Genomic DNA, 25,122 nt, shown 5'->3' with positions numbered 1-25,122 from the left:
GCCCCCGCCCCCAGCCAACCGATCCGCAACGCGGGCGTACCGGTCGCGACCGGTACGTCCCCGATCATTCCGCCGGGACTGCGACCATCGGCGGCTGGCTGCGGCGGCGGGCGAATTTCGACCGGAGCAGCTTGTAGGGCTCGGTGAACGTGTAGTGCAGCGTTTCCCAGACCGACATGCGACGCCCGCCTTCCTGACCCAGCAGTTCCGCCTCGCCATCCTTGCAGGTGCCGTGGATGCGATCGATGAAGATCCACGTGCCCGAATAATTGCTGCGGGTGCTCTCATAGTCCTGCGCATGGTGCAGGCTGTGATGTTCGGTCGTGTTGAAGACCTTGAACCACCATTTCGGCGTGTTGAAACGGATGTTGCAGTGCTGATAGCTGCTGACCGCCAGGCCGAAGGCCCCTGCCAGCAAGGCGGCACGCGGGAGGAAATCGAACAGCCCGCCGACGCCGAGGCCGATCAGGAAAATCTCGACCGGGTTTCCGACGCTGCCCTTCTGCACGTTGAGCTGCGTGAGATAGTGATGCGGCGCGTGCGCGACCCACAGCGGATACCAGTTGTGCATCCCGCGGTGCATCCAATATTGGAAATAATCGCCGATGAAGGAGATCAAGAACGCTTGGATCAACAGCGGCGCGCCGATGAACCAGGCGAACTTGGCAATGTCGAAATTGTCCTGGAACCAGCCGATGATCGCGTCGCTGTTGATCGGCCCGAACACCACCCGGACGATCATCATCCCCATCGCGACGTAGAAGGTGTCGCAGACGAGTTCCTTCCATGTGTGCTCCCAGCTTTTGTAGCGGGGGCTGATCCATTCCATGCCCAGCATCATGAACTTGACGATGAGGCCGATCCACAAGGTCACCGACGGTTTGATCCACGCGGCTGGCGCATAATAATAGAAGCCGATCACCGCGATCAGGAACACCGGCTGGAAATGGGTGAAGAACGCCTGTTTGAAAGGTCCACCCTCAACCCTGCCAAGGTTGTCGAGTCCCTCGGTGATAGGGGCGCTCACCATATAGGAGGGTCTTTCGACCGCGACCGTTCCAGTCATTGGCAGATCTCTCGATGAAGCTTTTGGAGCCGTTTCTTGCGTGTCTGTTGCTTTGTATGAGAGATGCGCGATTCTGCCGTTACGTCGTTTAACGTAGGCAAGCGTCTCGACAGGCTCGATTTCCCGGCTGACGGCGCTGAACGATCGTCGACGCCGCGCGGTGCTTCCGCCCCGGACACGCAAGATCTTCAGCACTATTCAACGAATGCAGCCACTAAGCCGCAGCACGAAGCCTGACCCTGCAGCGAATGCCCGCAGTGGATGCGCAAGCTGACGAGCGTGCGATCGTCCGGACCCCAGGCGCCCCCTACGTCAAACAACCCATTTGTTACAGTCTGCCCGCCCCATAGCCTGAATGAACAAGACCGAGACGCTGCGCCAAGACCCACATGCGGCATGGAGCCGCAAACACCGGCACATATCCCGGGGGGGACAGCCAGTCAGGCAAATCAGGCGGGCAAAAGGGGTACTATCGTGATCGATCGCGCACGGATGCGGCTACGGCTGCTATCTGCTACTATTCTCTCGGGCGTCGTCATGAGCCCGGCATACGCGCAGCAGCAATCTGCGGCCGAGACGCCCAGCGCGACGGCGATCGCGGCGGAAACCGAGGAACCGCAGGGTTCGAACGATATCGTGGTCACCGCGACACGGCGCGCCGTGTCGTTGCAGACCGCCCCGATCAACATCTCGGCAATCGGTGGAGCGGCACTGGAGAGCAACCGGCTCGACGACGTCGGCGACCTCGGGCTCTATACGCCTGGGCTGACGGTGCCCGACACCGGCCCGCGTACGGCCAACAGCATCGTAATGCGCGGCATCACGTCGGGTGGTCCGGGCGGCAGCAATCGCAGCACCGCGGTCGGCGTGTATCTGGGCGAGATCCCGCTCTACGTCGACTTCAAGTTCCTCGACATCAACCGGGTCGAAACGTTGCTCGGGCCGCAGGGGACGCTGTACGGCCTCGGTACACTGGCGGGCGCGATCCGCTACATCCCCAACCGCCCCAACTTCAGCAAGATCGAAGCCACAGGTCATGCGCGGATCTACGACGTCGCGCATTCCGACGGGGTCGGCGCGGTCACCGATGCGACGATCAACTTGCCGATCATCCGGGACAAGGTCGCGCTGCGTGTGACCGGCGGCTATTACCGCGATCCGGGATTCATGGACTCCCCCTATCTGGTCAAGACCCTCGGCGTGTCGCTGCCGCAGCCCGACTTCAACGATCCAGCGGCGGTGGCGGCCAACCTGCGTCGCGGCAAGGATCTGAACGACGAGAATACCTATTCCATCCGCGCGCAATTGGGCTTCGATTTCGGCTGGCTGCGGTCGACGTTCAGCTACATCCGGCAGGACACCAAGACCCACGGAACGCAGACCAACGGCGGCTTTGGCGCGAAGTACACGCTGAACGCCAACGGCGTCGCCTTCCCTGACGGGCAATGCGTCTATGCCAATTGCCAGGGCGTGCTCGGGACCGGCAGATACGAAAATGGCGGGCGCGTCGAGCAGCCGTCACGCCGCACGCTCGACATGTTCGCAGCCGAAGTCGAAGTCGACATCGGAAGCGTTGCGCAGCTTGTCTCCGCCACCGCTTATTCCAAGCAGCATCTCTCCAGCCAGAGCGACATCGCCGACCTGCTGCTCGATCTCGATTATGATTACGAGCTGTTCCCGGCCTTTGCGGGCACGACCACGTCGGACAGCGACCCCAAGCAGTTCAACCAGGAACTCCGGCTCGTTTCGACCCACGGCGGGCCGATCAACTGGATCCTCGGAGGCTTCTACAACCACTATAAGAGCTACACGTTCAGTGCCGAGCGGATCCCCGGTTTCCCCGAGTTCGGCGCCGCCAACTCGACCGGTCGCGGCAGCCTGTACGGCACGCTATACCGCGGGCTGGTCCGGCCGGACGGGCTGGAATACATCTCGTTCACCGACACCTATACCAAGGAATATGCGGCGTTCGGCGAAGCGACGTGGCACATCACGCCCAAGCTGCAAGTCACCGGCGGACTGCGCTACTACACGTACAAATCCTACATCTCTGGCGCGACCGATACGCCGCTGCTGTCGGGCGGCCGCCGCCGCACGCCCTATCCGCTGATCCAGTTCGATCCCTCGCGCGTGCGGACCGGGTCCACCACAGATGACGGGTTCGTCTACAAGGCAAACGTCTCCTATCAGTTCAGCCCGACGGTGTTTGGCTATGCGACCTATTCGACCGGCTACCGCATCGGCGGCGTCAACCGCGTTGCCCCTTGCATCGTGCCGCTCCCGCCCGGCCAGAACGTCTGCGCTCTTCCGAACGAACTAGCCTATGGTCCTGACAAGACTACCAATTATGAAGTTGGTCTGCGGTTCAGCCTGCTCAACCGGATGCTGCAAGGCACGATCAACATCTACAACATCGACTGGTCGAACCTCCAGTTGGGCAGCCAGACCGCGAACGGTGCGGTGGGCATTACCGCCAATGCCGGCGGCGCGCGCAGCCGCGGCGTAGAGGGAACGCTGTCGTTCACACGCGGCAAGTTCAACCTGTCGGGCAATTACACCTATCTCGATGCCAAGCTGACACAGGACGCACCCGGGCTGATCGGAGGGTTGAGCAACAATTTCAACGTTCCGGGCGCGGGCGATGCGTTTTCAGGGGATCGTCTGCCTGGGTCGTCCAGACACGCCGGGTCGCTCACCGCCACCTATTCAGTGCCGATGGCGAGCGGTGCCGATCTGGGCTTCGTGTGGAGCACGGCGGCGCGTAGCGACACCTATTCCACCACCGGCCTGCGTGGGTATGGCGAGGCGATCCCGGGATATTCGACCAGCCGCGCGTCGATCACCTACAAGAAGGATAATTGGGAAGCGTCGATCTTCTCCAACAACATCTTCGACAAATATGCCGTCACCAGCGTGGCGAACGACTACACAATGGCGCGCCAGAACGATGGTGTGCAGATCCGTTCCTACGGCTTCGGCGTGATCCAGCCGCGTACCGTCGGTGCGGAGGTCCGCGTCCATCTCTGAGAAAGCGTGACGAGACACGGCGCCACTTGATCGATGCGATCAGGTGGCGCTTTGCCGTCCACGGGTACGTCAGTCCACGACGATGCCATTCGCCTCGAAGAAGCGACGTACGGGTTCCAGCGCCTCGGCGTGCACACGCCAGCGTCCGACCGCGTCGGCGTTGATCGGGCGGCGGACCTGGGCCGCGCTCGGTGTCGCGACGGCGGCGGTGTTTGCGTGGAAGGCGAGCGTTGCGGCGTCCCAGCCTAGACCGCAATGGTCGAGCAACCGTCGGGTCTCACCCTCCTGATCGGCGACGAGCGCTTCATAGCCGAGTTCGAGGATACGCCCGGGGAAGCGGGACTGCCAGAACGCAACCAGCCGATCGAACCGTGCATAATACTGCGCGATGTCCATCAGATCGTTGGAATAGAAGTAGTAAGGCGAGCCCGGCGCGAACAGATTCTTGAAGTTGCTCCACACCGTGTCCATCGGATTGCGGCGCAGGCAGACGATCCGCGCATGCGGCAGTGCGCGGGCAATATGGCCAACATACAGCATGTTGGCGGGTAATTTGTCGACGAAGTGCAAACTGCCCGCGGGCCAGTGCGGTGTTGCGCGCGCCATGTAGCGTTCGCCTAGGACGCGCGGGTCCGCTGTCAGCGATGCAGCGATCGTGGCCGCGTCCACCACGACGCGCGACGGGGTGGCGGCAGCTTCCTTCACCGCGAGCGGCATCGCCTGCAACTCGCCCGCTGACGCCACGTCGGGATGCGACGACAGGATCCGGTCGACCAGCGTGGTGCCGGTGCGCGGCATGCCGACCACGAAGATCGGGGCACGCGTGTCCAGTCCCTCCCCCGGCAGGACATCCGCCGCAAAGCCCGTCTCCAGCGCATCGAACAGTGCTGCATCGCTCGCGAAGTCGTAGCATAGATCGCGCTTCCGCACGGCGTTGGCGTTGGCGAGGTGCGCATAGGCGTCGTCGTGACAGCCTAGGTCCTCGAGCTCTTTCGCCAACGCATAGCGCAACCGCATCATATCGAGCGGGTCGATCGTGCTTGCCAGCACCGCGCGCAGCCGATCGATGTGGTTGCTGCTGGCAGTCTGCCGCTCGAGGATCGCGAGCGCATAATGCGCGCGGGCGTAGTGCGGCTCGCGCGTGAGCAGGATCTCGTAATGGTCGCGCGCCTCGGCAATACGCCCGGTGAAGCCGCACGCCGCCGCGAGATTGTAGCGAAACCCGCTATCGTCGGGCGCGCGGGTCACCGCCGCCTTGAAGGGTGCGATCGAACCCTCGTGGTCGCCGAGACGCGCCAGCACGCACCCGATGGTATCGAGGCTCAGCGCATCTTCCGGACCGAGCGCGAGTGCCTCGCGGGCCGTGCGCCCCGCCTCGCCGTCCCGCCGCCCGAGGCTGAGCAGCCGCGCATATTGCGCGAGCCGTCGTGGCGTTGGTGCCTGCGCGACCGCACGCTGCACCAGCGGGAGTCCGCGAGAGACACGGCCGGCAGCGGCTTCGGCCAAGCCAAGCAAATACCAGCCGTCGGGAAGATCGGGTCGCTGGTCGCACAGCGCCGACGCCAAAGTGACGGCCTTGGCAATATCACCACGTTCGAGCGCCGCTTCCGCCGCGGCGATACGGGGGTCGTGGCTCACATCGACCCGACGCGCGGGCCGACCTGGGGACGATGACAGACGATAGCTCTACCTCCAGAACCGCGAACGGCCTTGAGGTCTGCCACGGGGTGCTCGATGGGTATACGCACAATGACGCATCCGGCGCATCGGACGCCGCCCCGACTTGCTCCCCGGGATACGCCCGTATCCGCGGGGGGCAATCAGTGACGCCTGATCAGCGCAGCGACGCCAGTGCTGTGCGCGATGGCAGCGGCGCATTGGCAACGGTCGAGGCACCGCGCGCCTCGATCCGTGAACGGACATCGGCGACGACTTCGGCGCGGCACGTGCGCGCCTGCTCTTCGAGCGCCAGATGGATCGTGGCGAGGCCCGAGCCGCATACCGCGCGCGCTGCCTGATCCATCCGGATCGCGAGGCGCCGTTGACCGCTCACCGTCGCCAGATCGATGTTCTTGAGATCGAGAACCACGGCATCCTTTACCAATGGGTTGTCCGGGACGGCGGCCGAAACCGCAGGCGCCATCGCGAGGGTCGCAAGCGCGCCCAGAGCCAACTTCAACATCACAATCTCCTACGGTGTATTAAGATCGTTCTGCGACGACCTTGCAAACGCTGTACACCACCTCGCGCTTCTCGACAAACAACGCGTCAGTTCTGCGAAAGCTCACATCTCGTGGCAAAAGAACGATTTGCCGGGGATCAAGCAACGAGCAACGCCCATCCGCCTCGCCCTACGTCAAAAAGCGTATGGGCTGTTTGGACACGCTGTTCGATCACCGTGCGCATGGCCCCATCCCTCATCCGCCTCCTCTGTACGCTTGGCGTGTCGTTCCTCGCGGGCGGCGTGGCGGACGCAGCACCGCGCGTCGAGGCACGGACCTATCTGCGACACTGTGGTGCCGAAACGTGCCTGATGGTGACGGGGCGGCGGACCGATAGCAGTGCGGTCGTCAGCCTTGGCGATCATCGCGTCCCTGTTTCGGGCAAGCGCGCCTGGCGTGTGGCCGTGCCGCTGCAGACGGTCCGCACCTGGTTTCCGCCATCCACGCGAACGATCACGGTGCACGTCAGCGAGACTAACGGCGGGACCGGCGGCGGGGAAGCCATCGTACCTCTGCCGATCGGGCTGCTCTTTTCGGGCGTCCAACTTGCCTCCCTCGAAGTGCGGGCCCGCTAGGCGTCCATCATCCGCCAGCTTGCTTTCGACGCGAACCGCCCATCGCAGTGTCATGACGGCATAGCGGCGATCGACGCTCAGACGCGAGACCATTCACCGCGCCAGAAATCCACAAGGATGAGACCGTGATCGCCCTTCAATTCCGCCGCCGCACGATCTGCACGACCCTTGCCATGCTCGCGGCCGTTACGAACGCCAGCGGTGCGAGCGCGCAGAACGGAACCGCCGCGACAGAGGGGCAGCGGCCATCCCCGCCCGTCGTCAGGCCGATGACGGACCTTAAGATCACCGCGACGATCCCGGTCGGGAAGACGGCGGACTGGGTGGCGATCACCGCGGACGCCGTGTGGGTCGGCAGCAGCGGACCCAACTCGGTCAACGCGATCGATCCCCGCACCAACCGCGTCACGACGATCGCGCTGCCGGGTCGGCCGTGCGCGGGCATCACCGCGGACGCGGACTTCGTGTGGGTGCCATTGTGCGGACCGATCCCGAAACTCGCCAAGGTCGACTTGAGGAAGCGCGTGCTCGATCGCGTGTTCGACGTGGGGCCGGTGCGGGGCGAACAGAGCATCGCGGTCGGCGCGAGCAACGTCTGGCTGGTCACCGACAAGACCGGTTCGCTCGCGCGGATCGATCCCGTCAGCGGAGCGGTTCTCAATGTGGTCCAGCTCCCGCCCGGCTCCTATAACCCGGTATTCAGCGGCGGCTTTGTCTGGGTCACCCGGGTCGAGGGTGCCGAAGTGACGGTCGTCGATGCGCGCACGTCCCAGATCGTGGGGTCGATCCCCGTCGGCAAGGCTCCGCGTTTCGTGACCGCCGGTCATGGCGCGGTGTGGACGCTCAATCAGGGCACCGGCGACGTGAGCCGGATCGACATCGCGACACGCCGGACGACGGTGACGCTTCCGCTCAACACACCGGGCCCCGGCGGGGACATTGCATTCGGCGCGGGACGGGTTTGGACGACGATGATGAAGACCCCGCTGACGGTCGTCGATGCCGCCACCGCGACCGTATTGTGTCAGTGGACCGGGGACGGCGGGGATTCGCTGTCGGTCGGGCATAAGGCGGTCTGGCTGACCAACCTGCGCTCCGGGACGGTCTCGCGCATCCCGCTGAAAGCCCTGCCGAAAGATTGCCGCCCCCGGCGCTGAAGCGCCGTTCGGGCCTACCAAGGCTGCACTTAGACATTCCTTCTGGCGGCAAGCGGCGTGGTGGAGCTGAGCGGAATCGAACCGCTGGCCTCTGCAGTGCGATTGCAGCGCTCTCCCATCTGAGCTACAGCCCCGCACCACGCCTCGTCCGCCTTGCGGGCGGTCCTGCCGCCTTAACCGCGGTTTGCGCGGCACGCAACGACAATGCGGTGCCATACGCAATCTTCGGAAATGCGCCGGGCACGTGGCGACGACGTGCCCCAAGCCTGCGGCAAAGAGCGGAACCGGTTCGGTTTTTCCTGAGTTTATGCCCCTGTCAATGCGACGCGACAAACGCCGCGCCATTTGATGACCATTGTCTCAGGAGGACGCTATCATGGTAGATGAACGCTATCCCCGGTCGTATTCGGACCGTACCGGCAACCGCGACCAGAACGACGGCTACGGCCAGAGCGACTATGGCGACCGCGGATCGTACGGACGCGGGTCCGACCGATACCAGAATTACGGATCGTCCGAAAACAACCGCGGTGACTACGGCCGTGAGCGCGGCGGATACCAGGGCCAGGGCGGCAACGATCGCTATGGTGCAGGCGGCTACGGTGACCGGTCCTACGGCCAGGATGATGGTCGAGATTATGGTGCGAACCGCAGCAGCGGTGATCGCTTCCAGGGTCGTTCCCAGGGCCAAGGCGACAATCGCGGCGATTATGGTCGACAGCAGTCCTATGGCAACCGTGGTGCCAGCCAGGATTATGGTCGGGGCCAGCAGTCCGGCGGTGGCCAGCAAGGCTACGGTCGCCAGCCGCAGGGCTATGATTATGACGACCGCGGCTTCTTCGATCGCGCAGGCGATGAGGTTCGTTCGTGGTTCGGCGATGACGAGGCACAACGCCGTCGTGAATTCGATGCGCGTTTCGACGACCAGCGTTACGGCAACGAGCGGAGCCATAACGACGATCACTACACTGGCTGGCGCCGGTCGCAGATCGACGCGCTCGACCGCGACTATGACGAGTATCGCCGCGAAAACCGTACCAAGTTCGAGTCGGAATTTGGCTCGTGGCGCAGCAATCGTCAGACGCAGCGTTCGTCCCTGTCCAAGGTCACCGAGCATATGGAAGTCGTCGGTTCGGACGGCGCGCATGTCGGCACGGTCGACAAGGTGCGTGGCGACCGGATCGTGCTGACCAAGACCGACTCGGATGCCGGCGGACGCCATCATTCGATCCCGTCGAGCTGGTTGCAGACCGTCGACGACAAGGTGACGATCTCGAAGACCGCCGACGATGCCAAGGCGCATTGGCGTGACGAAGAGCGTAACCAGGCGCTGTTCGGCGATGACGACAAGAAGCCCGGCACGTCCGACACCAAGACCAGCGATGGCCCGCACACGCTCAACCGGAGCTTTGGCGGGACCTACTAAGGTCTTTGTAACGCCAGCAAACTTTGGCGTCGTTTCGAAGGCCCCTTCCCCGCCATCGTGGGGGAGGGGTTTTTTCGTTGCCAGCCGCGCTTGCACGGCATACCTCCCGTTCGAAATCACCAAGGAGTAAGTAACAATGCCCCGTTCCTGGACCTTGAAAAGCCGCCCGGCAGGGATGCCCACCGCGGACAACTTCGCGCTCAGCGAAACCCCGTCGACCGCGCTCGGCAATGGCGAAGTGCGTGTCGCCAATCGGTGGCTATCGGTCGATCCCTACATGCGCGGCCGCATGAACGACACGAAGTCCTACGTCGCCCCCTTCGCGCTGGGCGAACCGATGCAGGGCGGTGCGATCGGTGAGGTGGTCGAGAGCAATGCCGACGCGATCAAGGTCGGCGACATGGTCCAGCATATGCTTGGCTGGCGTGACGAAGCAGTGCTGCCGGCATCGCAGGTGCAGAAGCTCCCCGATCTTGGGGTGCCGGTGCAGCAGTTCCTCGGGATGCTCGGGATGCCGGGGATGACCGCTTATTGGGGTCTGCTCGACGTGGCATCGGCGAAGGCGGGCGAAACGGTGTTCGTGTCGGCGGCAGCGGGCGCGGTCGGATCAACCGTGGTGCAGGTCGCCAAGGCCAAGGGCATGACCGTGATCGGTTCAGCCGGCGGCGCGGACAAGTGCGCGTGGGTCAAGTCGCTCGGGGCGGACCATGTGATCGATTACAAGGGCGACACTCCGCTCGTTAAGGCGCTCGGCGCGGCGGCGCCCGACGGCATCGACGTCTATTTTGACAATGTCGGCGGCGACCATCTGGATGCCGCGCTCGCGCATGCGCGCGACGGGGCACGGTTTGCGATCTGCGGAATGATCGACGGGTATAACAGCAGCACGCCTACGCAGCTCAAATATCTGATGCGGGTGATCGCTGCGCGTATCCGGATCCAGGGGTTCCTCGTCACGCCATATTTTGCGCGGGCGAGCGAGTTCTACGAGGACATGGCCGCGATGGTGAAGTCCGGGGCGCTGCAGAGCCAGGATACCGTCCACGAGGGTCTGGATGCGACGCCGGATGCGTTCATGGGGCTGTTCAGCGGCGGCAATACCGGCAAGATGCTGGTGAAGTTGTAAGCGGTTGGATGGGAGCGTCGCGGTGCAATGCTCCCATCCATTTCCCTTTCTTTTTTCGCTTCCCCGGCGAAGGCCGGGGCCCAGTAGCGAAACAGTGCGATCGAGGGCCGCGCTTCGTTACTGCTCTTCTCGCTACTGGGCCCCGGCCTTCGCCGGTGAAGTAGAAGAGAGAGGGAAGTAAGAGAAAGAGGTCAGCGATCCCTCAGATCGCCCCCTCGAACGTGTTGCACGCATTGGGGTCGCCGCTTTCCATGCCGACCCGCAGCCACTTCATCCGCTGTGCCGACGTACCGTGCGTAAAACTGTCGGGAACGACGCGCCCCTGTGACTGCTTCTGCAGCGTATCGTCACCGATCGCGCGAGCGGCCGTCATGCCTTCCTCGATATCGCCGGGTTCGAGCCGGTCCCGGTTCTGCGCCGCCCATACACCCGCATAGCAATCGGCCTGCAGCTCGAGCTTGACCGAAGCCTGATTGCCCTCGACTTCGCTGCCGCTGCGCTGGATGCGCGACACCTGATCGGACGTACCCAGCAGGTTCTGGATGTGATGCCCGAATTCATGCGCGATCACGTAATATTGCGCGAAGTCGCCTTTGGCACCGAACTTGTCGGCGAGTTCGGCAAAGAAGCTCGTGTCGAGATAGACGCCCCGGTCACGCGGGCAATAGAACGGCCCCATCGCGCTTTGCGCCGCGCCGCAGCCCGACTGGCCGTTGCCGCCGTAGAAGACGAGCTTGGGCTGCTGGAACTGCTGTCCGTTGCGCTGGAAAATCGCGGCCCAGGTCTTGTCCGCCGAGCTGAACGCATTGCACGCGGCCTTGCTCTCCGGGTTGACTGAGCAGATCGACTGCGTGTCGGTGCCGGCGCGGGGCTGGCCGACTTGCTGCGTCGGTGCACCGCTCTGGCCGCCGCCACCGCCGAGCATCCCGAGACCACCACCGAAGAAGAACATCACCGCCAGCAGGACCGCGACCCCGCCGCAGCCGAACCGGCTGAAGATCATCGGCACCAGCCCGAACAACAGGCCGCCGCCACCGCCGAAACCGCCGCCGCCGCCCTGCCCGCGCTGGTCCTCGACGTTGATGTTGGGATCGAAATCATCGAGACGCATGGCGGGAGTATTCCGAAAGTCGTTGCCGTTGCGGCATGAATGCGCGGCGGCCCGGCTTGTTGCAAGCGACGTCGCCCACAGCGTTCTTTTGTAGCCGGTTATGCCACGTTCACCGCAACCGGCGTTGATCCCGCACTGCAACAGCCCCATGTCTCGTGCATGGCGGATATCGAATCGATCAGACCGAAACGGCGTGCAAAGTCGTTGCCGTTGCCCGAATGCGTCGCCCTGGTGTTGCAAGGTGGCGGTGCGCTGGGGAGCTATCAGGCGGGGGTGATCGAGGGGCTCGCATCGAGCGGGATCGAGGTCGACTGGGTTTCGGGCATCTCGATCGGCGCGATCAACGCGGCGATCTTCGCGGGCAACCCACCCGAAAAGCGCGTTGAGAAGCTTGCGGCATTCTGGGACACGATGACCGGGTCGTTGCCCAGTTTCCCGATCTTTCCCGATGACCGGATTCGCGAATTTCTCCACGAATGGTCCGCCGCGACGGTGATCGCCGGCGGCGTGCCCGGATTTTTCTCGCCGCGTTTCGTCCCGCCTACGCTCGCGTTGCCCGGTACGCCGGAGGCGACGAGCTTCTATGACAGTTCCCCGCTCAAGGCGACGCTCGACGGGCTTATCGACTGGGATCTGCTCAACACCGGTCCGGTGCGTCTGTCGGTCGGCGCGGTCGACGTGGAAAGCGGCAACTTCGCCTATTTCGACACCACCGAGACGCGGATCGATGCGCGCCACATCATGGCGTCGGGCGCGTTGCCGCCGGGGTTACCCGCCGTCGAGATCGACGGGCGGCTGTGGTGGGATGGCGGGCTCGTCTCGAATACCCCGCTGACGCACGTGCTCGAGCATCAGCAGGGCGAATTGCTCGCATTCCAGATCGATCTGTTTCCCGCCGCGACCGAGCGCCCGCGCACGATCATGGACGTGATGGCGCGCGAGAAGGAGATTCGTTTCTCGAGCCGCACGCGGCAGGTGTCCGACATGATGATGCGCGACCGCAAGGATCGCGAGCTGGCGCGTCGGGTGCTCGCGAAGCTGCCCGCAGAGATGCGGGATGATCCCGACGTCATGGCGTTGGCCGCACGGACCAATGCGGATCCGGTCAACCTCGTCCACCTCATCCACCGCGCCAATGCGTGGGAGGGCGGGAGCCGCGACTTCGAATTTTCCGCGCGGACGATGCGCGAGCATTGGAATGCGGGCATGAAGGCGGTTGCCGAGACGATGGCCAACGCGCAATTGATCGCGCAGAATATCGAGACCGGCAAGAGCGCCGCTTTCGACCTGACCCAGCCGATCACGCCCCGCCCGATCTGACCCTTCACCGCACCATCGGAGACCCCCGCTATGTTCCTCAAGGGCAAAACCGCGATCGTGACCGGATCGACCTCCGGCATTGGGCTGGAATATGCGAAGGTGTTCGCCGCCGAGGGCGCGAGCGTGATGATCAACGGGTTCGGCGATGCTGCGACGATCGAGACCGAACGCGCGAAGCTGGAAGCGACCAGCGACGCGAAGGCGCTGTACGACCCCGCCGACATGACCAAGCCCGACCAGATCGCGGCAATGGTCCAGCGGTGCCACGCGGAACTCGGCGGCCCGGACATCATCGTCAACAATGCGGGCATCCAGCACGTCGCACCGATCGAGGACTTCCCCGCCGACAAGTTCGAGGCGATTATGCAGATCAACCTGCATTCCGCCTGGTACATGATGCAGGCCGCGGTGCCGCACATGAAGGCGGCGGGGTGGGGCCGGATCATCTCCACCGCATCGGCGCATTCGCTCGTCGCAAGCCCCAACAAGTCGGCCTACGTGATGGCCAAGCACGGGCTTGCCGGCCTTACCAAGACGATCGCGCTCGAAACCGCGACCCACGGCGTCACGGTCAACTGCATTTCGCCCGGTTATGTCTGGACCCCGCTGGTCGAGGCGCAGATCCCGGACACGATGAAGGCGCGTGGACTAACCCGCGAGCAGGTGATGGACGACGTCCTGCTTGCCGCGCAACCAACCAAGGAGTTCGTCACGATCGAACAGGTCGCAGCACTTGCGCTGTTCCTGTGCCGCGACGAGGCGAAGGCGATCACCGGCGCGAACCTGTCGGTCGACGGCGGCTGGACCGCCGCCTGACCGCTGCGGGACGCGCGGATCACGGAAGTCCTTGGCATTGCTGGAACAGCGTGGTTGATGGGGGTCATGTCCCATCGGTTCGCAAGATGCCCAACATGACCCTATGCCGGTGAACGGCCTGGCCCGCGTATCGGGGCTGATCCTGTGCACGATGGTCGGCGTGTTCGGCGGCTGTGCACGACAGGCGTCGGCGCAGCCTGTGCTCGTCCCGCCGGCGGACCGGCAAACCGACTGGCGCCGCGTGGCGACCCCGCCCGACCGAGCCCGGTTACGATCGTGGCGCGGTGCATGGCTCGAAGCGCTGGCCAAGGTCCGGGGGGCCGGGCTGATCGCGTCGATCGAGGCCGATCCGACGCTGTTCAACCCTGACCACGCCTTGCCCAACCCGACGCCCCCGGCGGGACGCTATCGCTGCCAGATGATCAAACTGGGGGCGAACGGCACCGCGATGCGCGACCTGACGCGCTATCCCCCGGTTGAATGCCGGGTGGAGGTCGCGGACGGTGCCGTCTGGCTCTACAAGGTCGATGGCGCGCAACGCCCCGTCGGGACGCTGTATGACGACACGTCGACGCGCGCCGTGTTCCTCGGCACGATGCTGTTCGCCGATGAGCAACGCCCGCTCGCCTATGGGCGGGACGGCAACCGCGACCTTGCGGGGTATGTCGAACGGATCGAGCCGGAACGATGGCGGATGGTCCTGCCCTCGCCCCGGTTCGAATCCTTGCTCAACGTCGTCGAGATCGTGCCTGCGCCGTAACGCGCGTTAAAGGCCGTCAGGCAGGCTTCGCGCCCGGCGTACCGCACTTCGCGAACTTGCCGTTGAGGCGGCATTTGCCGGCCTTGGGCGCCACCGTCGGGCATTTGGTAAACCGGCCCTTTGCATCCTTGCACGGTGCCGCGACGGCTGGCGCGGTGCCGACCGCAAACGCCAGCACGGACGCTGCCAGAATAAGCTTACGCATACGAACACTCCCAAAACCAATCGCCCGTACCTGGGCACCGTCGAAGCTACCCAGCGGACGCGCCGCGTCAATTGACGATTATGTCATGTCCGACGCATCGCGCGGCAGGGTAAAGACGAACCGTGCCCCCTGCCCAGGGGCGCTGTCGACCGTCACGTCTCCCCCCATCGCCCGCGCCAGTCTCCGTGCGATGTACAGGCCAAGGCCGGATCCGCCCGCTTCGTGCGGATCGACGCGCTCGAACTTGTTGAAAATCCGGGCCTGATCCACCGCCGCGATCCCCTTGCCCTGATCGCCGACGATGATCGCGGCGAAATGCCCTTCGCGTTCGACCCGGATCCAGATCATGCCATCGAGCGGCGAATAGCGCACCGCATTGGCGATGAGATTGACGACGATCTGCAACCCCCGGCGTGCATTCCCCATCGCGCGCACCGCCTGCTCCGCAGAAGGCCCGTCGATCTGCACGCGCGCGGACGACGCACGCATCCGCAACATCCCGGTCGCTCGGCGCGCGATCTCGGCAAGGTCGACGGGCTGCGGCAGGATCGTGAACCCCGGAAGTTCGATCGTCTGAAGGTCAACCAGATCGTCGACCAGACCGACCAGATGGCGTCCTGCATTGGCGATATCCGCGGCATAATCTGCATAGTCCTGCCGCAGCGGTCCGTCCGCCTGTGCCCGGATCGTTTCCGCCGCCGCGATGATCCGGCCGAGCGGTACGCGCAGCGTCCGGTCGAGCCGTTCCGCGATGGTGCCGGTGAACCCCGCGAGATCATGTGATGTCGGAGGCAGCAGCGTATCGGTAACGGCGCGGTCGGGTGCCTCGTCGCAATTCGCCGTGCCGACGAAACCGCAGAATGCCCCATGCGCATCGGTTCGCGGCATCGCCGACAGCAGCACCGCCTGCCCGGTCTGGCGAACCGTGGCGCGCTGCCGATCGAACGGCTGACGCAGCGCCAGACCGCTGAGGATCGGCAAGGCGCGGACGTCGTCTTCGGCTAGAGCGAACAATCGGGTCAGCGGCTGACCAAGAAAGCTGGTCCCGTCGAAATCGGGCGACACGGGTGAGCGCGCCGACAGATGGGTCAGCGCCAACGCAGAGTCGGTTGCCCACACCCAATGCGCGGCGCTGCGCAGGAAGTCCTCGTCGCGGGTCTCCTGCGATGCAGCGGGCTGCCAGGGATCGCGCAACCGCCACCCGACCAGTAGAAGGTTGACCCCGCCGCGGTCACCATCCGCGCCGGGATCGGCACGCGCCCAGAGATCGAGATCGTCCCCGCCGTCCGCGACGATCACCGTCCGCGCCACCGGAATGCCCAGACGCAACGCCAGCCGCACCAGCTTGGCCAGCGCGGGAACCGCCAGGGGCGCTCCGACCATGCCCCCCGCCCCCGCATTCAGTGCGATCAGACGCCGGTCCGCGGCAACTAGCCGGCCCGCGGCATCCAGCGTCGCGTGCACCGTCGTTAATAGCACCGGGTCATCGAGGGTCACCCCCGCATGCCTGCCGAAGGCCAGGCCCGCCGCACGCCGCGCTCTATCGCGCTGAGCGCCGCACGATACTCGCGGTGCAGCAGCAATGGGGCCAGCGCCTTGGACGCGGCGACGGCATCGGTGGCCATGATATCGTCGAGCGCGTCGGCGAAACCGTCCACGTCGCGCCGCGGGTCCGCCTCCGCCATCGCCAGACCGATCCGCGCCACCGTCGCACGGTCCAGGTCGAGCGCGCGCAACGCCAGCCACAGGCGCTCGCCTTCCGGATCGAGGACGATCTCGCGCATATCGGCATAATCGAGCCCAAGCCCCTGCGCGAGCAGTGCGATCACCAGCGACAGGCGACGATCGGACAATGCCTCGACCAGCAACCGTGCGCGGGCTTTCGCGTCGGGGTCCAGGGCACCCGCCAGCCGCATCGCGACCGTTTCGAGCCGATCCTCCTCGACATGCGCGGCAATCTCGTGCGCGGCCGCCTCGGCGAGCGCGCGATCGAGCGCCCACGGCGCTCCGTCCCCGGCATCGGCCACCGCAATCCGCAACGCCGCCGCGCTCCACCACACGAGGTGGTGGTGGAGGTCCGCGGGCAGGTCGCTCGGTTGCGGCGTACCGATAGGCATATGGCTGCGTCGTTGGCTTTCGGCAGCGAGCAACGCCCCCGACGCTGCGCCGACCGCCGGGTTCACATGGTGCAACAACCGCGGCAGCAGGCTCGGCTGGTCCGGGTCGTCGGGCGCACGGATGGGCAGCGCGTCGGCCATCAGATCCTGACGCACCCGCCCGAACAGTTCCCGGATCAGCGCGGGATCGCGCAGCAGTCCGCTCGCATTCAGCCGCGCGAAAACAGGGGCCGCGGTAACACGCAACCGTTCGGCTAGGACTGCTTCGTCCCGCAAGATCAGCAATCGTGTAGCGTGGCTACGCAACGCCGCCTCGATCCCGCCGGCCAGCTGCGCCAGGACGGCGCGCATGCGCAATCGGGTGCGATCATCCAGCCGGACGGCGTCGTCCATCAACACATCGTCGATCGCGCCGTACAGCCGATCCGTCGTGCGTCTTTCCGCGGCAGTCGCACGCGCCAGCAACACCGCAACGCCTTCCGTGGCTCCCAAATCCGTATCGCGACCGTCAATCGACATGACTGCGGCTTACGCGGTTTGCCGCGACGGGTAGACTACGGCTTTTGGCGAAAAGCCTCGATTGCGGCCGCAAGTGTCCCAGCGCCGTACAGTGCGGCCACCGCCAGGCCGACCAACGGCCACCCCACGAGCACCAGCGGCAGCAGGATCACGAGATAGGCGGTCGGGCTCGCCCACCAGCGTCGCAGCAGCGCGGGCAAGGCGGCGCGTTCGAGCAACGCCCCCGCGACAACCAGCGCACCCGCCAGTGCCGTTCCCGCCACGGGGTCTGCACGGAATCCGACGGCCAGTGCGACGCAGGCGACGATCCCGGAGCGCGCATGGGTCGCGATCGTCGCGATGCGGCTCTCCTCGCGGATCCAGCCAAGCGCCGCCGCGATGCTGACGCTTACCAGCGCAAGTGCCGCGAGCAACAGCCCGATCACCGGATGCTTTGCCCAGATCGCCGCCACCGCACCGATGCTCAGCGCGCCACCGATCGCAAGCGGCGCCAGCGTCGAGACGAGGCGCGCCATCAACGGTGGCAAGGCGAACCGGACCAGCGGGGCCAGCAGGAAGCGTTCGGCCCAGCGCACCGGTTTGGCGACGAGTGCGGCAACCGTGCTGGTCCCGCGCCGGATCAGCGCGTCCGCGCTGCGTTCGATCGCATGTTTGGGGGCGTCGTGCTGATCGAGACGGACTTGCTCCGCCCCGGCCTGCGCCGCGACACGCAGAAGCGTCGACTGGAAATTATAATCGCGGGGCATCGCGGCGACTTCGCTGACTCGCTTGCATTCGAGCAGGGCGAGACCCGCCCACGCAGCCTTCGCGCTGACTCGTTCGTACCGATGATCGTCGGGATCGCAGATCACCAGCGTATCGTGCCCGGCGGATGCGAGGCTCTGGATGATGTCGCCGCTCGTCACCACGCCGTCCGCTACGATCAACACCCGCGCGAGCGGGTGAAGCTTGGCGACCGCCTCTTGCGCGGTGCGTACTGCGTCAACCGATCCGCCGCGCCGTCCGATCCGCCCGATCACGCCGAGCAATTCGGGCGTCATCCGCGATACGACGAGGATGATCTGCGTCGCCCCCGCCGCTGCCAGCAGCCGCGCCTGGAATTCCACCAGCGTCAACCCGCCAAACGGCAAGGTACCCGCAAGCGTCCCAGGCCGATCATCGGCGTCTTCGGTCGTGAAAATCAGTCCAGCCAGCATGGTCGCGCTGTTACGGCGTTCGGATGAGCTTGGCAAAGGCCGCGCACGGTTGCGCAATGCCCATGACGCACAAAGCATCGCGCACGACGGGTGCGCGCCATGAGATCACGATTAAAGCCGCTCGACCGCGCGTCGCAAGCGCCGCATCAGTGTCGGATCCTGCACGTCGCAGTCAGCCGCCTCGGTCGCGAGCGCCATCAGCCGAACCGCGCCGAAACTCGCCGCGAGCCCGCGCAGCCGCCAGGCCGCGCTTGTCCATTCCGCCTCGTCCGTCGCGATCTCCAGCCCCTGGAGCCCACGACGAACACTTTCCAGAAACGCGACCCGCAATTCAGCGATCAGCATGGGCTCGTCGCCCACTGCCGCCGCCAGCGTCGCATCGATTGCACCCGGTTCATACGCCATGAATCGGACCGTATGGAGCAAGGACTTAACGTCGGGTTTCGCTATTCGCTTTGCGTCAGCGCTTTTCATGATAAACGACCCTTATGAACGGGGGTTCTCGCATCATCGATCTTCGGCCCAATAATCGTCCGAAACCCGGCTCCGCGCCGCACGGCGATCTGCTGCCCGACCCGCAAGCCCTGTCGTCCGACGCGGAAACCGTGCCCATGCAAAATCCTTCCCGCCCCGAAGCCTTCAGCGAAGTGTTTTCGGACGAAGACGCGGTTCCCGGCAAGCCTTTTCCGTGGCTGATGGTCGCAGGCGTAGTGCTGTCGCTCGGCTGGATCGTCACGATGCTGCTGTTGTCGGGCCCGTCGCTGTCCAGCATGACCGCCCCCGAGCTGGTGAGCTTCGTCGCCGGCCTGTGTATGCCCCCTGCCCTCATCGGTATCCTGTTGCTGCTCGCGCTGCGCACCAGCACCGCGGAAGCGCGCCGTTTCGGGCGGACCGCCCAGGCGATGCGCGCGGAAGCCGCCAACCTCGAACGGACGATCAACCGGCTTTCCACCCGGATCGACGATCACCGCATTCAGCTTACCGAACAGAGTGAATGGCTCGGCACGCTGGGCGACAGCGCGGTTGCGCGGCTCGCAGGCGTCGGGAGCGGTCTGCGCGACCACATCGCCTCGGCAGACTCGCATGCGACGACGCTCGCCAAGGCCGCGGAGAATGCGCAGACCCGGCTCGACGTCCTGCTCGCGCTCCTGCCACGCGCGAATCACGAAACCGATGCGCTGGCGCAATTGCTCAAGGCGACGGGTGTCACCGCCACCGAACATGCTGCAGCGCTCGACGCGCAACTGGCGGCGCTGGCCGAACGCGGACGCGAGGCAGATGCGGTCGCCAATGGTGCCGCGCAGAAGCTAGCCGCGCATATCACGCGGATGGAAGCGACCAGCGAGACCGCCGGTGCGCGGCTCGAGCGCGTCACCGGCGACATGTCGCTTGCGGTCGACGGGCTGCTCGGCCGGACCGCGGACGCAATCGACGAAGCGCGTCGCGGGATCGCCGCGCAGGGCGACGCATTGCTCGCGATGCTCGGTACCAACCAGGCGGCGCTCGAGCGGGTCGCGCATGACAGTGCCGATGGCCTTGCCACGCGGATCGTCGAGATCGAGGGGCTGATCGAGCATGTCGCCGCCCGGCTCGACGCACAACGCGGTACGGGCAGCGAAATCTTCGCCGAGCTCGATCATCACATCGTTCACGTGTCGGGTCGGTTCGATGCGCTCCATGCACAGGGGATCGATCGCAGCCAGGCGCTTGCCGCGTCGATCGGCGCGCTTGGCGGCTCCGCCCATGCGATGACCGAAGCTTTGCGGATGGGTGACACCGTCGCGCAAACCGCGATCGAGACGACCGAGCGCCTGCTGCTGGCGCTGGACGCCGCCGCGCGCGAGATCGACGAGACGCTGCCCGACGCGCTGACCCGGCTCGACACCAAGGTCGGCGATACGCGTCGTCATGTCGGTGCGACCAAGCCCGAACTGCTTGCGCTCGTCACCGCTGCCGAAAGCACGCACGACGCGATCGAGGCGATCGCGCATGTCGTCGCGACGCAGCACGATACGGTCGAGAAGCTCGCGGGTACGCTGATCGACACGTTGAGCGACGGCAAGCTCAAGGCGGATGCGCTCGGCCAGATCGTCGATGACACGATCGGCCAGACCAACCGCTTCGCCGACGAAGCCGCCCCGCGACTGGTCGAGGCATTGCTGCGGGTTCGCGACACCGCCAATGCGGCAGCCGAGCGCGCGCGCGAAACGCTTGCGAGCGTCATTCCCGATGCGGCGCTGGCGATCGAGCAGCATAGCGCTGCCGCCGTCGAGCGCGGCGCAACGCATGCCGTCCAGCAGCAGCTCGCGGCGATCGCCAGCGCTGCCGACACGGCTGCGGAATCGGCTGCCCGCGCGTCCGAGCGCCTTGTCGACCGCATCACCGCACTGGCCGATGCCTCTGCGGTCTTGGAAGCCCGGTTCGAAGACGACCGGCTGGATCGCGAGGAAGCCGACCAGAACTCGATGGCGCGCCGTGTCTCGTTGCTGGTCGAGGCGCTCAACTCGGCGTCGATCGATATCGCCAAGACCTTTTCGGCGGACGTTTCCGACAGCGCGTGGTCAGCGTATCTCAAGGGCGATCGCGGCGTCTTCACGCGGCGTGCGGTGCGGTTGCTCGACACGACCGAAGCGCGTGAGATCGCCTATCTCTACGACGACGACGCGGCATTCCGCGAGCATGTGAACCGCTACATCCACGACTTTGAATCAATGTTGCGCGCGATCCTGTCGGGTCGTGACGGATCGCCGCTCGGCGTGACGCTGCTTTCGTCGGACATGGGCAAGCTTTACGTCGCGCTGGCACAGGCGATCGAGCGTTTGCGGACCTGATCACACTGCTCTTCCCCGGCGAAGGCCGGGGCCCAGTCGAGGGCGGCTGGTGGCGAAGGCTGCTCGCTGCAATATAGGACGTCACGACTGGGCCCCGGCCTTCGCCGGGGAAGCGCAATTCTCTGAGCGAGAGTGCGTGTTACCGATCGCTTGCCGCGTCCCGGGTATTCGCCATTGAAAATCCGTCAGCCGATCCGGCGGCCGAAACCCTGCCGACGCGGGACGACCGGGTTCGCTTCGGCCTCGAGGATCGCAAGCGTTCTTCCGAACAATCCGCGCAATGCCGCAACGTCCGCCATCGCCTGATCGGGGGTGTCATGACTCTCCACGCAGTCGCGCGCGACGATTTCGATCTTCTCGGCAAGCTCACCCAGCGGTTCCGCCCCGAACTGGCGCGCCTCGCCCTTGAGCGTATGGGCGGGGATGACCAGCGCCGCTGCATTCTGCGCCCGCATCGCCGCCTCGATCGCGGCGACCGATTTTACGCCATCCTCCCGGAAATAGCCGAGAATCCGTACAAACCCTGCTCCGAGTTCACCACGCGCGCGGGCGAATACGGCCCAGTCGATCAGGCTTCTGTCGTCGAGTGGCACGGTCGTCTCCAACAATCCCGTCCCACGCGGACGGGAAGGTCCTGACGCAGGTGTAGCGGGAGATCGTAAACGAGCGATTGACACACACCGTAATATTGCCCGCGGATGACCGTTTCGCGCCGCGTTGAGCACGAAAAAACCCCGCTCCCACAATGAGGAACGGGGTCTTCGAGAGAAATTCCGCGCGCATCACAGCGACGCGCGCGAAAGATCAGATCAGCAACCGTTCTTGCGGTTCTGCGAGGCGTCATGCTTCTTGTCGAGATGACGGCCGAGCAATGCGCCACCGACGCCGCCCGCTACCGTCCCCAGCGTTCCGCCACCGAGCACGTTACCGAGCACTGCACCGCCAGCACCGCCGGCCAGCGTACCGGTCGTGCCGCTGCTGCGCTTGCAATCCTGGTAACGGCGCGAGTCACGCCCGCGATAGTTGCGGCCGCGGTCGCGATAGTCACGATCGCGATAGCCATCACGATACCCGTCGCGATCGCGATCCTGCGCCGCAAGAACCGGACCTGGCAGTGCCACTGCAGCCATCATGACCGCCATCATCAACTTCTTCATGGTGTCGTCCTCTGTCTTTAAACCCTGTGGCCGATCAACCATCGACCCCTTCGAAAGTTCATTTGGACCGCATCGGCTTAGCCCCGCATGAACGTCTCGAATTGGTCCTTCCAATCCGGATGCCACCGCGACAATGCCGGGCGGTTCTCGGCAACGTCAGCCGCCGCCCACAGGATCCGCTTGCGATCCTGTTCGGGGGTGGTCTCGTTATCCGGGCACAGCAGATAGAAATCGCCCGCCCCGATCCCCTCCAGCATGAACGCTACCACCTGTTCCGCAGACCATGCCGCGTCAGGCTTGTCCGGCGTGTTGGCGGCGGTCATTCCGGTGAACGTATAGCCCGGGATCAGCAAATGCGCGGTCACCCGGTCGCCCGCTTGTTGCCGGAGCGTGTGCGCCAGCCCCTCGGTCAACGCCTTCACCCCCGCCTTGCTGACATTGTACGCGGTGTTGCCCGGCGGTTGCGTGATGCCCTGCTTCGATCCGGTGTTGATCACGATCCCGGGTTGTCCGCTTTCGATCATCGCAGGGACGAAGCTCTGGACGCCGTGGAGCACACCCATCAGGTTGACACCCAGCACGCGTTCCCACGCGGCCGGGTCGGCCAGCACGTCGCCGCCCGCGCCAACCCCGGCGTTGTTCATCAGGACCGACACCGGGCCATAGTGTTCCGCGACGGTAACGGCGAGCGCCTCGACCGCGATCCGGTCGCTGACATCGACCGCCATGCCCACCGCCTGGTCGCCGCACGCCGCGACGGCGCTGTCCAGAGAATCGCCGGGTTGGTCGACGATGACGACGCGCATGCCCAAGCCTGCGAACGCCTTCGCCGCCGCAAGTCCGATCCCGCTCGCGCCACCGGTGACGACCGCGAGATTTCCAAATGACAGCGCGCTCATAGATCGAGTGCTGCCATCTGCGGTGCGGCATAGCGCGTTCCGGTCGCGGCACCCGGCGGCAGGATGGAGTCGATCCGTTCGAGATCGGCGCTGGTCAGCGTCACGTCGAGCGCGCCGAGATTGTCCTCGAGATAGCGGCGACGCTTGGTGCCCGGGATGGGGACGATGTCATCCCCCTGCGCCAGCACCCACGCAAGCGCGAGTTGCGCGGGCGTGCACCCCTTGTCCTTCGCCATCGCGCCGACCGCCTCCGCGAGCGCGAGGTTCTTTGCGAACGCCTCGCCCTGGAAGCGCGGGTGATTGCGCCGGGTGTCGCCTTCGGGCAGGTCGTCGGGCGTCTTGAACTGCCCGGTCAGGAACCCGCGCCCGAGCGGCGAATAGGGCACGAAGCCGATCCCCAGTTCGCGTACCGTGGGAAGCAGCGTGTCCTCGGGATCACGGCTCCACAGCGAATATTCGGTCTGGAGCGCGGTGATCGGATGGACCGCGTGCGCACGCCGGATCGTCTCTGGCGCGGCTTCGGATAGGCCGAGATATTTGACCTTCCCCGCCTTCACCAGCTCGGCCATCGCGCCGACGGTTTCCTCGATCGGCACGTCGGGGTCGACGCGGTGCTGGTAATAGAGGTCGAACAGGTCGAGCCCGGTGCGCTTGAGGCTCGCGTCGCACGCCTGGCGGACGTATTCGGGGCGGCCGTTGATGCCCTGGAAGCTGCCGTCGGCCCCGCGCACGTTGCCGAACTTGGTCGCGACCTTGATCCATTCGCGGCGGTCGCGAACGACGCGTCCGATCAGTTCCTCGTTACGCCCGACGCCGTACATGTCGGCGGTGTCGAGAAAGTCGACACCGAGATCGATCGCACGGTTGATCGTGGCTGCGGACTCGACGTCGTCCTGCGTGCCGTAAAAGTCGGACATGCCCATACAGCCCAGGCCGAGTGCCGATACTTCAAGGCCTTGCGAGCCGAGTTTGCGCATTTTCATTAGCGATCTCCTTGGCCGGGCATTGCTAGCGTGCCCGTTGCCGTCGATCGCCCAATGTTCCGCTGCGCAAAGGGTTGCAGGACGTTCTAAGCCCCTCCCCTTCAGGAGTGTCAGGTCGGCCATGCCCCCGGCATGGCCTGAAGGATGCGGGGCATCCTTCACCTAAAACTGGGTTGGGGTGGGGCAGTCCAGCAGAACCTTGCTCTCTGCGAAGCACTTCCCCACCCCCAACCCCTCCCCTGAAGGGGAGGGGCTTTACATTTGCATCACCCCTCGCCCGCGACAACCTCGACAATATCCAGCGCGAAGCCCCGCCACCCGCGCATCTTCGACGCCTCCCCCGCTGCCGCGGTCTTGCGCTTTGCTTCAGCAAGCGACTTGGTATGCCCCCAGAAAACCTCGCTCTTGCCGTTCTCCAGCGTAGCGACGATCCGCCAGTAATGCGTGAAGGCAGTGGTCGTAGGCCCGATCGTCTTGACGTACCCGTCGGGGAGCGTTGCGGTAAGGTACGTGCGCTTCTTAGCCATGAACTACCCGCTTAGATTTCTCCCTGTTTTCCCGCGAAGGCGGGAATCCAGAGTTGCAAACCAACCACCCCGGAACCCTGGC

General features: G+C 65.2%; 23 protein-coding genes and 1 tRNA gene. 9 read left to right on the top strand and 15 right to left on the bottom strand.

What is annotated here, in order from left to right; genetic code table 11:
- Window positions 1-64: 64 nt before the first annotated feature.
- Window positions 65-1,030 (bottom strand): sterol desaturase family protein, encoded by a 966-nt coding sequence (locus tag ABIC17_RS07490; protein WP_354280514.1) that lies wholly within the window; start codon window positions 1,028-1,030, stop codon window positions 65-67.
- 510 nt (window positions 1,031-1,540) lie between these two features.
- Here ABIC17_RS07490 and ABIC17_RS07485 point away from each other — a divergent pair.
- A complete protein-coding gene (locus ABIC17_RS07485; RefSeq protein WP_354280512.1) occupies window positions 1,541-4,093 on the top strand; it encodes a TonB-dependent receptor in 2,553 nt (850 codons plus the stop codon).
- A gap of 69 nt (window positions 4,094-4,162) precedes the next feature.
- Here ABIC17_RS07485 and ABIC17_RS07480 read toward each other — a convergent pair whose 3' ends face one another.
- Together ABIC17_RS07480 and ABIC17_RS07475 are read right to left on the bottom strand one after the other, a co-directional pair.
- Window positions 4,163-5,731, bottom strand: coding sequence for a tetratricopeptide repeat-containing sulfotransferase family protein (locus ABIC17_RS07480; protein ID WP_354280511.1), 1,569 nt, complete (start codon window positions 5,729-5,731; stop codon window positions 4,163-4,165).
- Between the two features lie 196 nt (window positions 5,732-5,927).
- Entirely contained in the window at window positions 5,928-6,275 is a 348-nt protein-coding gene (locus tag ABIC17_RS07475; RefSeq protein ID WP_354280509.1) for a UrcA family protein, read from the bottom strand.
- A gap of 222 nt (window positions 6,276-6,497) precedes the next feature.
- Between ABIC17_RS07475 and ABIC17_RS07470 the strand changes: the two genes are divergently transcribed.
- Window positions 6,498-6,890 carry a hypothetical protein gene (locus tag ABIC17_RS07470; RefSeq protein ID WP_354280507.1) on the top strand — a complete coding sequence of 131 codons (393 nt, stop codon included), beginning with the start codon at window positions 6,498-6,500 and terminating at the stop codon, window positions 6,888-6,890.
- Window positions 6,891-7,015: 125 nt separating this feature from the next.
- Window positions 7,016-8,047, top strand: coding sequence for a Vgb family protein (locus ABIC17_RS07465; protein ID WP_354280506.1), 1,032 nt, complete (start codon window positions 7,016-7,018; stop codon window positions 8,045-8,047).
- Window positions 8,048-8,105: 58 nt separating this feature from the next.
- Here ABIC17_RS07465 and ABIC17_RS07460 read toward each other — a convergent pair.
- Window positions 8,106-8,181: transfer RNA gene (locus tag ABIC17_RS07460), tRNA-Ala, on the bottom strand.
- 242 nt (window positions 8,182-8,423) lie between these two features.
- Between ABIC17_RS07460 and ABIC17_RS07455 the strand changes: the two genes are divergently transcribed.
- The gene (locus ABIC17_RS07455; protein WP_354280504.1) at window positions 8,424-9,473 is read left to right on the top strand and encodes a DUF2171 domain-containing protein; all 1,050 of its coding nucleotides are present in this window, start codon (window positions 8,424-8,426) and stop codon (window positions 9,471-9,473) included.
- A gap of 136 nt (window positions 9,474-9,609) precedes the next feature.
- Window positions 9,610-10,599: an NADP-dependent oxidoreductase gene (locus ABIC17_RS07450; RefSeq protein ID WP_354280502.1), complete on the top strand. Its 990-nt coding sequence runs from the start codon at window positions 9,610-9,612 to the stop codon at window positions 10,597-10,599.
- Window positions 10,600-10,801: 202 nt separating this feature from the next.
- Here ABIC17_RS07450 and ypfJ read toward each other — a convergent pair whose 3' ends face one another.
- The gene (ypfJ, locus tag ABIC17_RS07445) at window positions 10,802-11,710 is read right to left on the bottom strand and encodes a KPN_02809 family neutral zinc metallopeptidase (protein ID WP_354280501.1); all 909 of its coding nucleotides are present in this window, start codon (window positions 11,708-11,710) and stop codon (window positions 10,802-10,804) included.
- A gap of 159 nt (window positions 11,711-11,869) precedes the next feature.
- On the opposite strand from ypfJ, the gene ABIC17_RS07440 reads away from it, so the two are divergent.
- The 3 genes from ABIC17_RS07440 to ABIC17_RS07430 all read left to right on the top strand — a co-directional run bounded on the left by ABIC17_RS07440 (window position 11,870) and on the right by ABIC17_RS07430 (window position 14,606).
- The gene (locus ABIC17_RS07440; protein ID WP_354280499.1) at window positions 11,870-13,030 is read left to right on the top strand and encodes a patatin-like phospholipase family protein; all 1,161 of its coding nucleotides are present in this window, start codon (window positions 11,870-11,872) and stop codon (window positions 13,028-13,030) included.
- A 30-nt stretch (window positions 13,031-13,060) separates the two neighbouring features.
- Entirely contained in the window at window positions 13,061-13,846 is a 786-nt protein-coding gene (locus ABIC17_RS07435) for a 3-hydroxybutyrate dehydrogenase (protein ID WP_354280497.1), read from the top strand.
- Between the two features lie 103 nt (window positions 13,847-13,949).
- Window positions 13,950-14,606, top strand: a complete 657-nt coding sequence (locus tag ABIC17_RS07430; protein ID WP_502958421.1) for a DUF4893 domain-containing protein — start codon at window positions 13,950-13,952, stop codon at window positions 14,604-14,606.
- 16 nt (window positions 14,607-14,622) lie between these two features.
- Here ABIC17_RS07430 and ABIC17_RS07425 read toward each other — a convergent pair whose 3' ends face one another.
- From ABIC17_RS07425 to ABIC17_RS07405, 5 genes are all read right to left on the bottom strand, one after another.
- Entirely contained in the window at window positions 14,623-14,811 is a 189-nt protein-coding gene (locus tag ABIC17_RS07425) for a hypothetical protein (protein WP_354280494.1), read from the bottom strand.
- Window positions 14,812-14,889: 78 nt separating this feature from the next.
- A complete protein-coding gene (locus ABIC17_RS07420; RefSeq protein WP_354280492.1) occupies window positions 14,890-16,308 on the bottom strand; it encodes a sensor histidine kinase in 1,419 nt (472 codons plus the stop codon).
- Entirely contained in the window at window positions 16,305-17,420 is a 1,116-nt protein-coding gene (locus ABIC17_RS07415; protein ID WP_354280490.1) for a DUF2336 domain-containing protein, read from the bottom strand. Before ABIC17_RS07415 ends, ABIC17_RS07420 begins: the two co-directional genes overlap by 4 nt.
- 62 nt (window positions 17,421-17,482) lie before the next feature.
- Window positions 17,483-18,643, bottom strand: coding sequence for a hypothetical protein (locus ABIC17_RS07410; protein ID WP_354280489.1), 1,161 nt, complete (start codon window positions 18,641-18,643; stop codon window positions 17,483-17,485).
- A 111-nt stretch (window positions 18,644-18,754) separates the two neighbouring features.
- On the bottom strand, window positions 18,755-19,048 hold the full coding sequence (locus ABIC17_RS07405) for an Hpt domain-containing protein (protein WP_354280488.1): 294 nt from the start codon (window positions 19,046-19,048) through the stop codon (window positions 18,755-18,757).
- 83 nt (window positions 19,049-19,131) lie between these two features.
- On the opposite strand from ABIC17_RS07405, the gene ABIC17_RS07400 reads away from it, so the two are divergent.
- Window positions 19,132-21,474, top strand: coding sequence for a hypothetical protein (locus ABIC17_RS07400; RefSeq protein ID WP_354280486.1), 2,343 nt, complete (start codon window positions 19,132-19,134; stop codon window positions 21,472-21,474).
- A 185-nt stretch (window positions 21,475-21,659) separates the two neighbouring features.
- Here ABIC17_RS07400 and ABIC17_RS07395 read toward each other — a convergent pair whose 3' ends face one another.
- The 5 genes from ABIC17_RS07395 to ABIC17_RS07375 all read right to left on the bottom strand — a co-directional run bounded on the left by ABIC17_RS07395 (window position 21,660) and on the right by ABIC17_RS07375 (window position 25,040).
- Window positions 21,660-22,046 carry an Hpt domain-containing protein gene (locus ABIC17_RS07395; protein WP_354280620.1) on the bottom strand — a complete coding sequence of 129 codons (387 nt, stop codon included), beginning with the start codon at window positions 22,044-22,046 and terminating at the stop codon, window positions 21,660-21,662.
- 237 nt (window positions 22,047-22,283) lie between these two features.
- On the bottom strand, window positions 22,284-22,631 hold the full coding sequence (locus ABIC17_RS07390; protein ID WP_354280485.1) for a glycine zipper 2TM domain-containing protein: 348 nt from the start codon (window positions 22,629-22,631) through the stop codon (window positions 22,284-22,286).
- A 77-nt stretch (window positions 22,632-22,708) separates the two neighbouring features.
- Window positions 22,709-23,530, bottom strand: coding sequence for an SDR family NAD(P)-dependent oxidoreductase (locus ABIC17_RS07385; protein WP_354280483.1), 822 nt, complete (start codon window positions 23,528-23,530; stop codon window positions 22,709-22,711).
- Window positions 23,527-24,513, bottom strand: a complete 987-nt coding sequence (locus ABIC17_RS07380; RefSeq protein WP_354280481.1) for an aldo/keto reductase — start codon at window positions 24,511-24,513, stop codon at window positions 23,527-23,529. Before ABIC17_RS07380 ends, ABIC17_RS07385 begins: the two co-directional genes overlap by 4 nt.
- Before the next feature lie 266 nt (window positions 24,514-24,779).
- A complete protein-coding gene (locus tag ABIC17_RS07375) occupies window positions 24,780-25,040 on the bottom strand; it encodes a hypothetical protein (RefSeq protein ID WP_131528913.1) in 261 nt (86 codons plus the stop codon).
- Window positions 25,041-25,122: the final 82 nt, after the last annotated feature.

The organism is Sphingomonas sp. PvP056 (genome assembly GCF_040549155.1).
GTDB lineage: Bacteria > Pseudomonadota > Alphaproteobacteria > Sphingomonadales > Sphingomonadaceae > Sphingomonas.
Note: the sequence above shows the minus strand (reverse complement) of the source record. Positions and strands in the feature narration are given on the sequence as shown.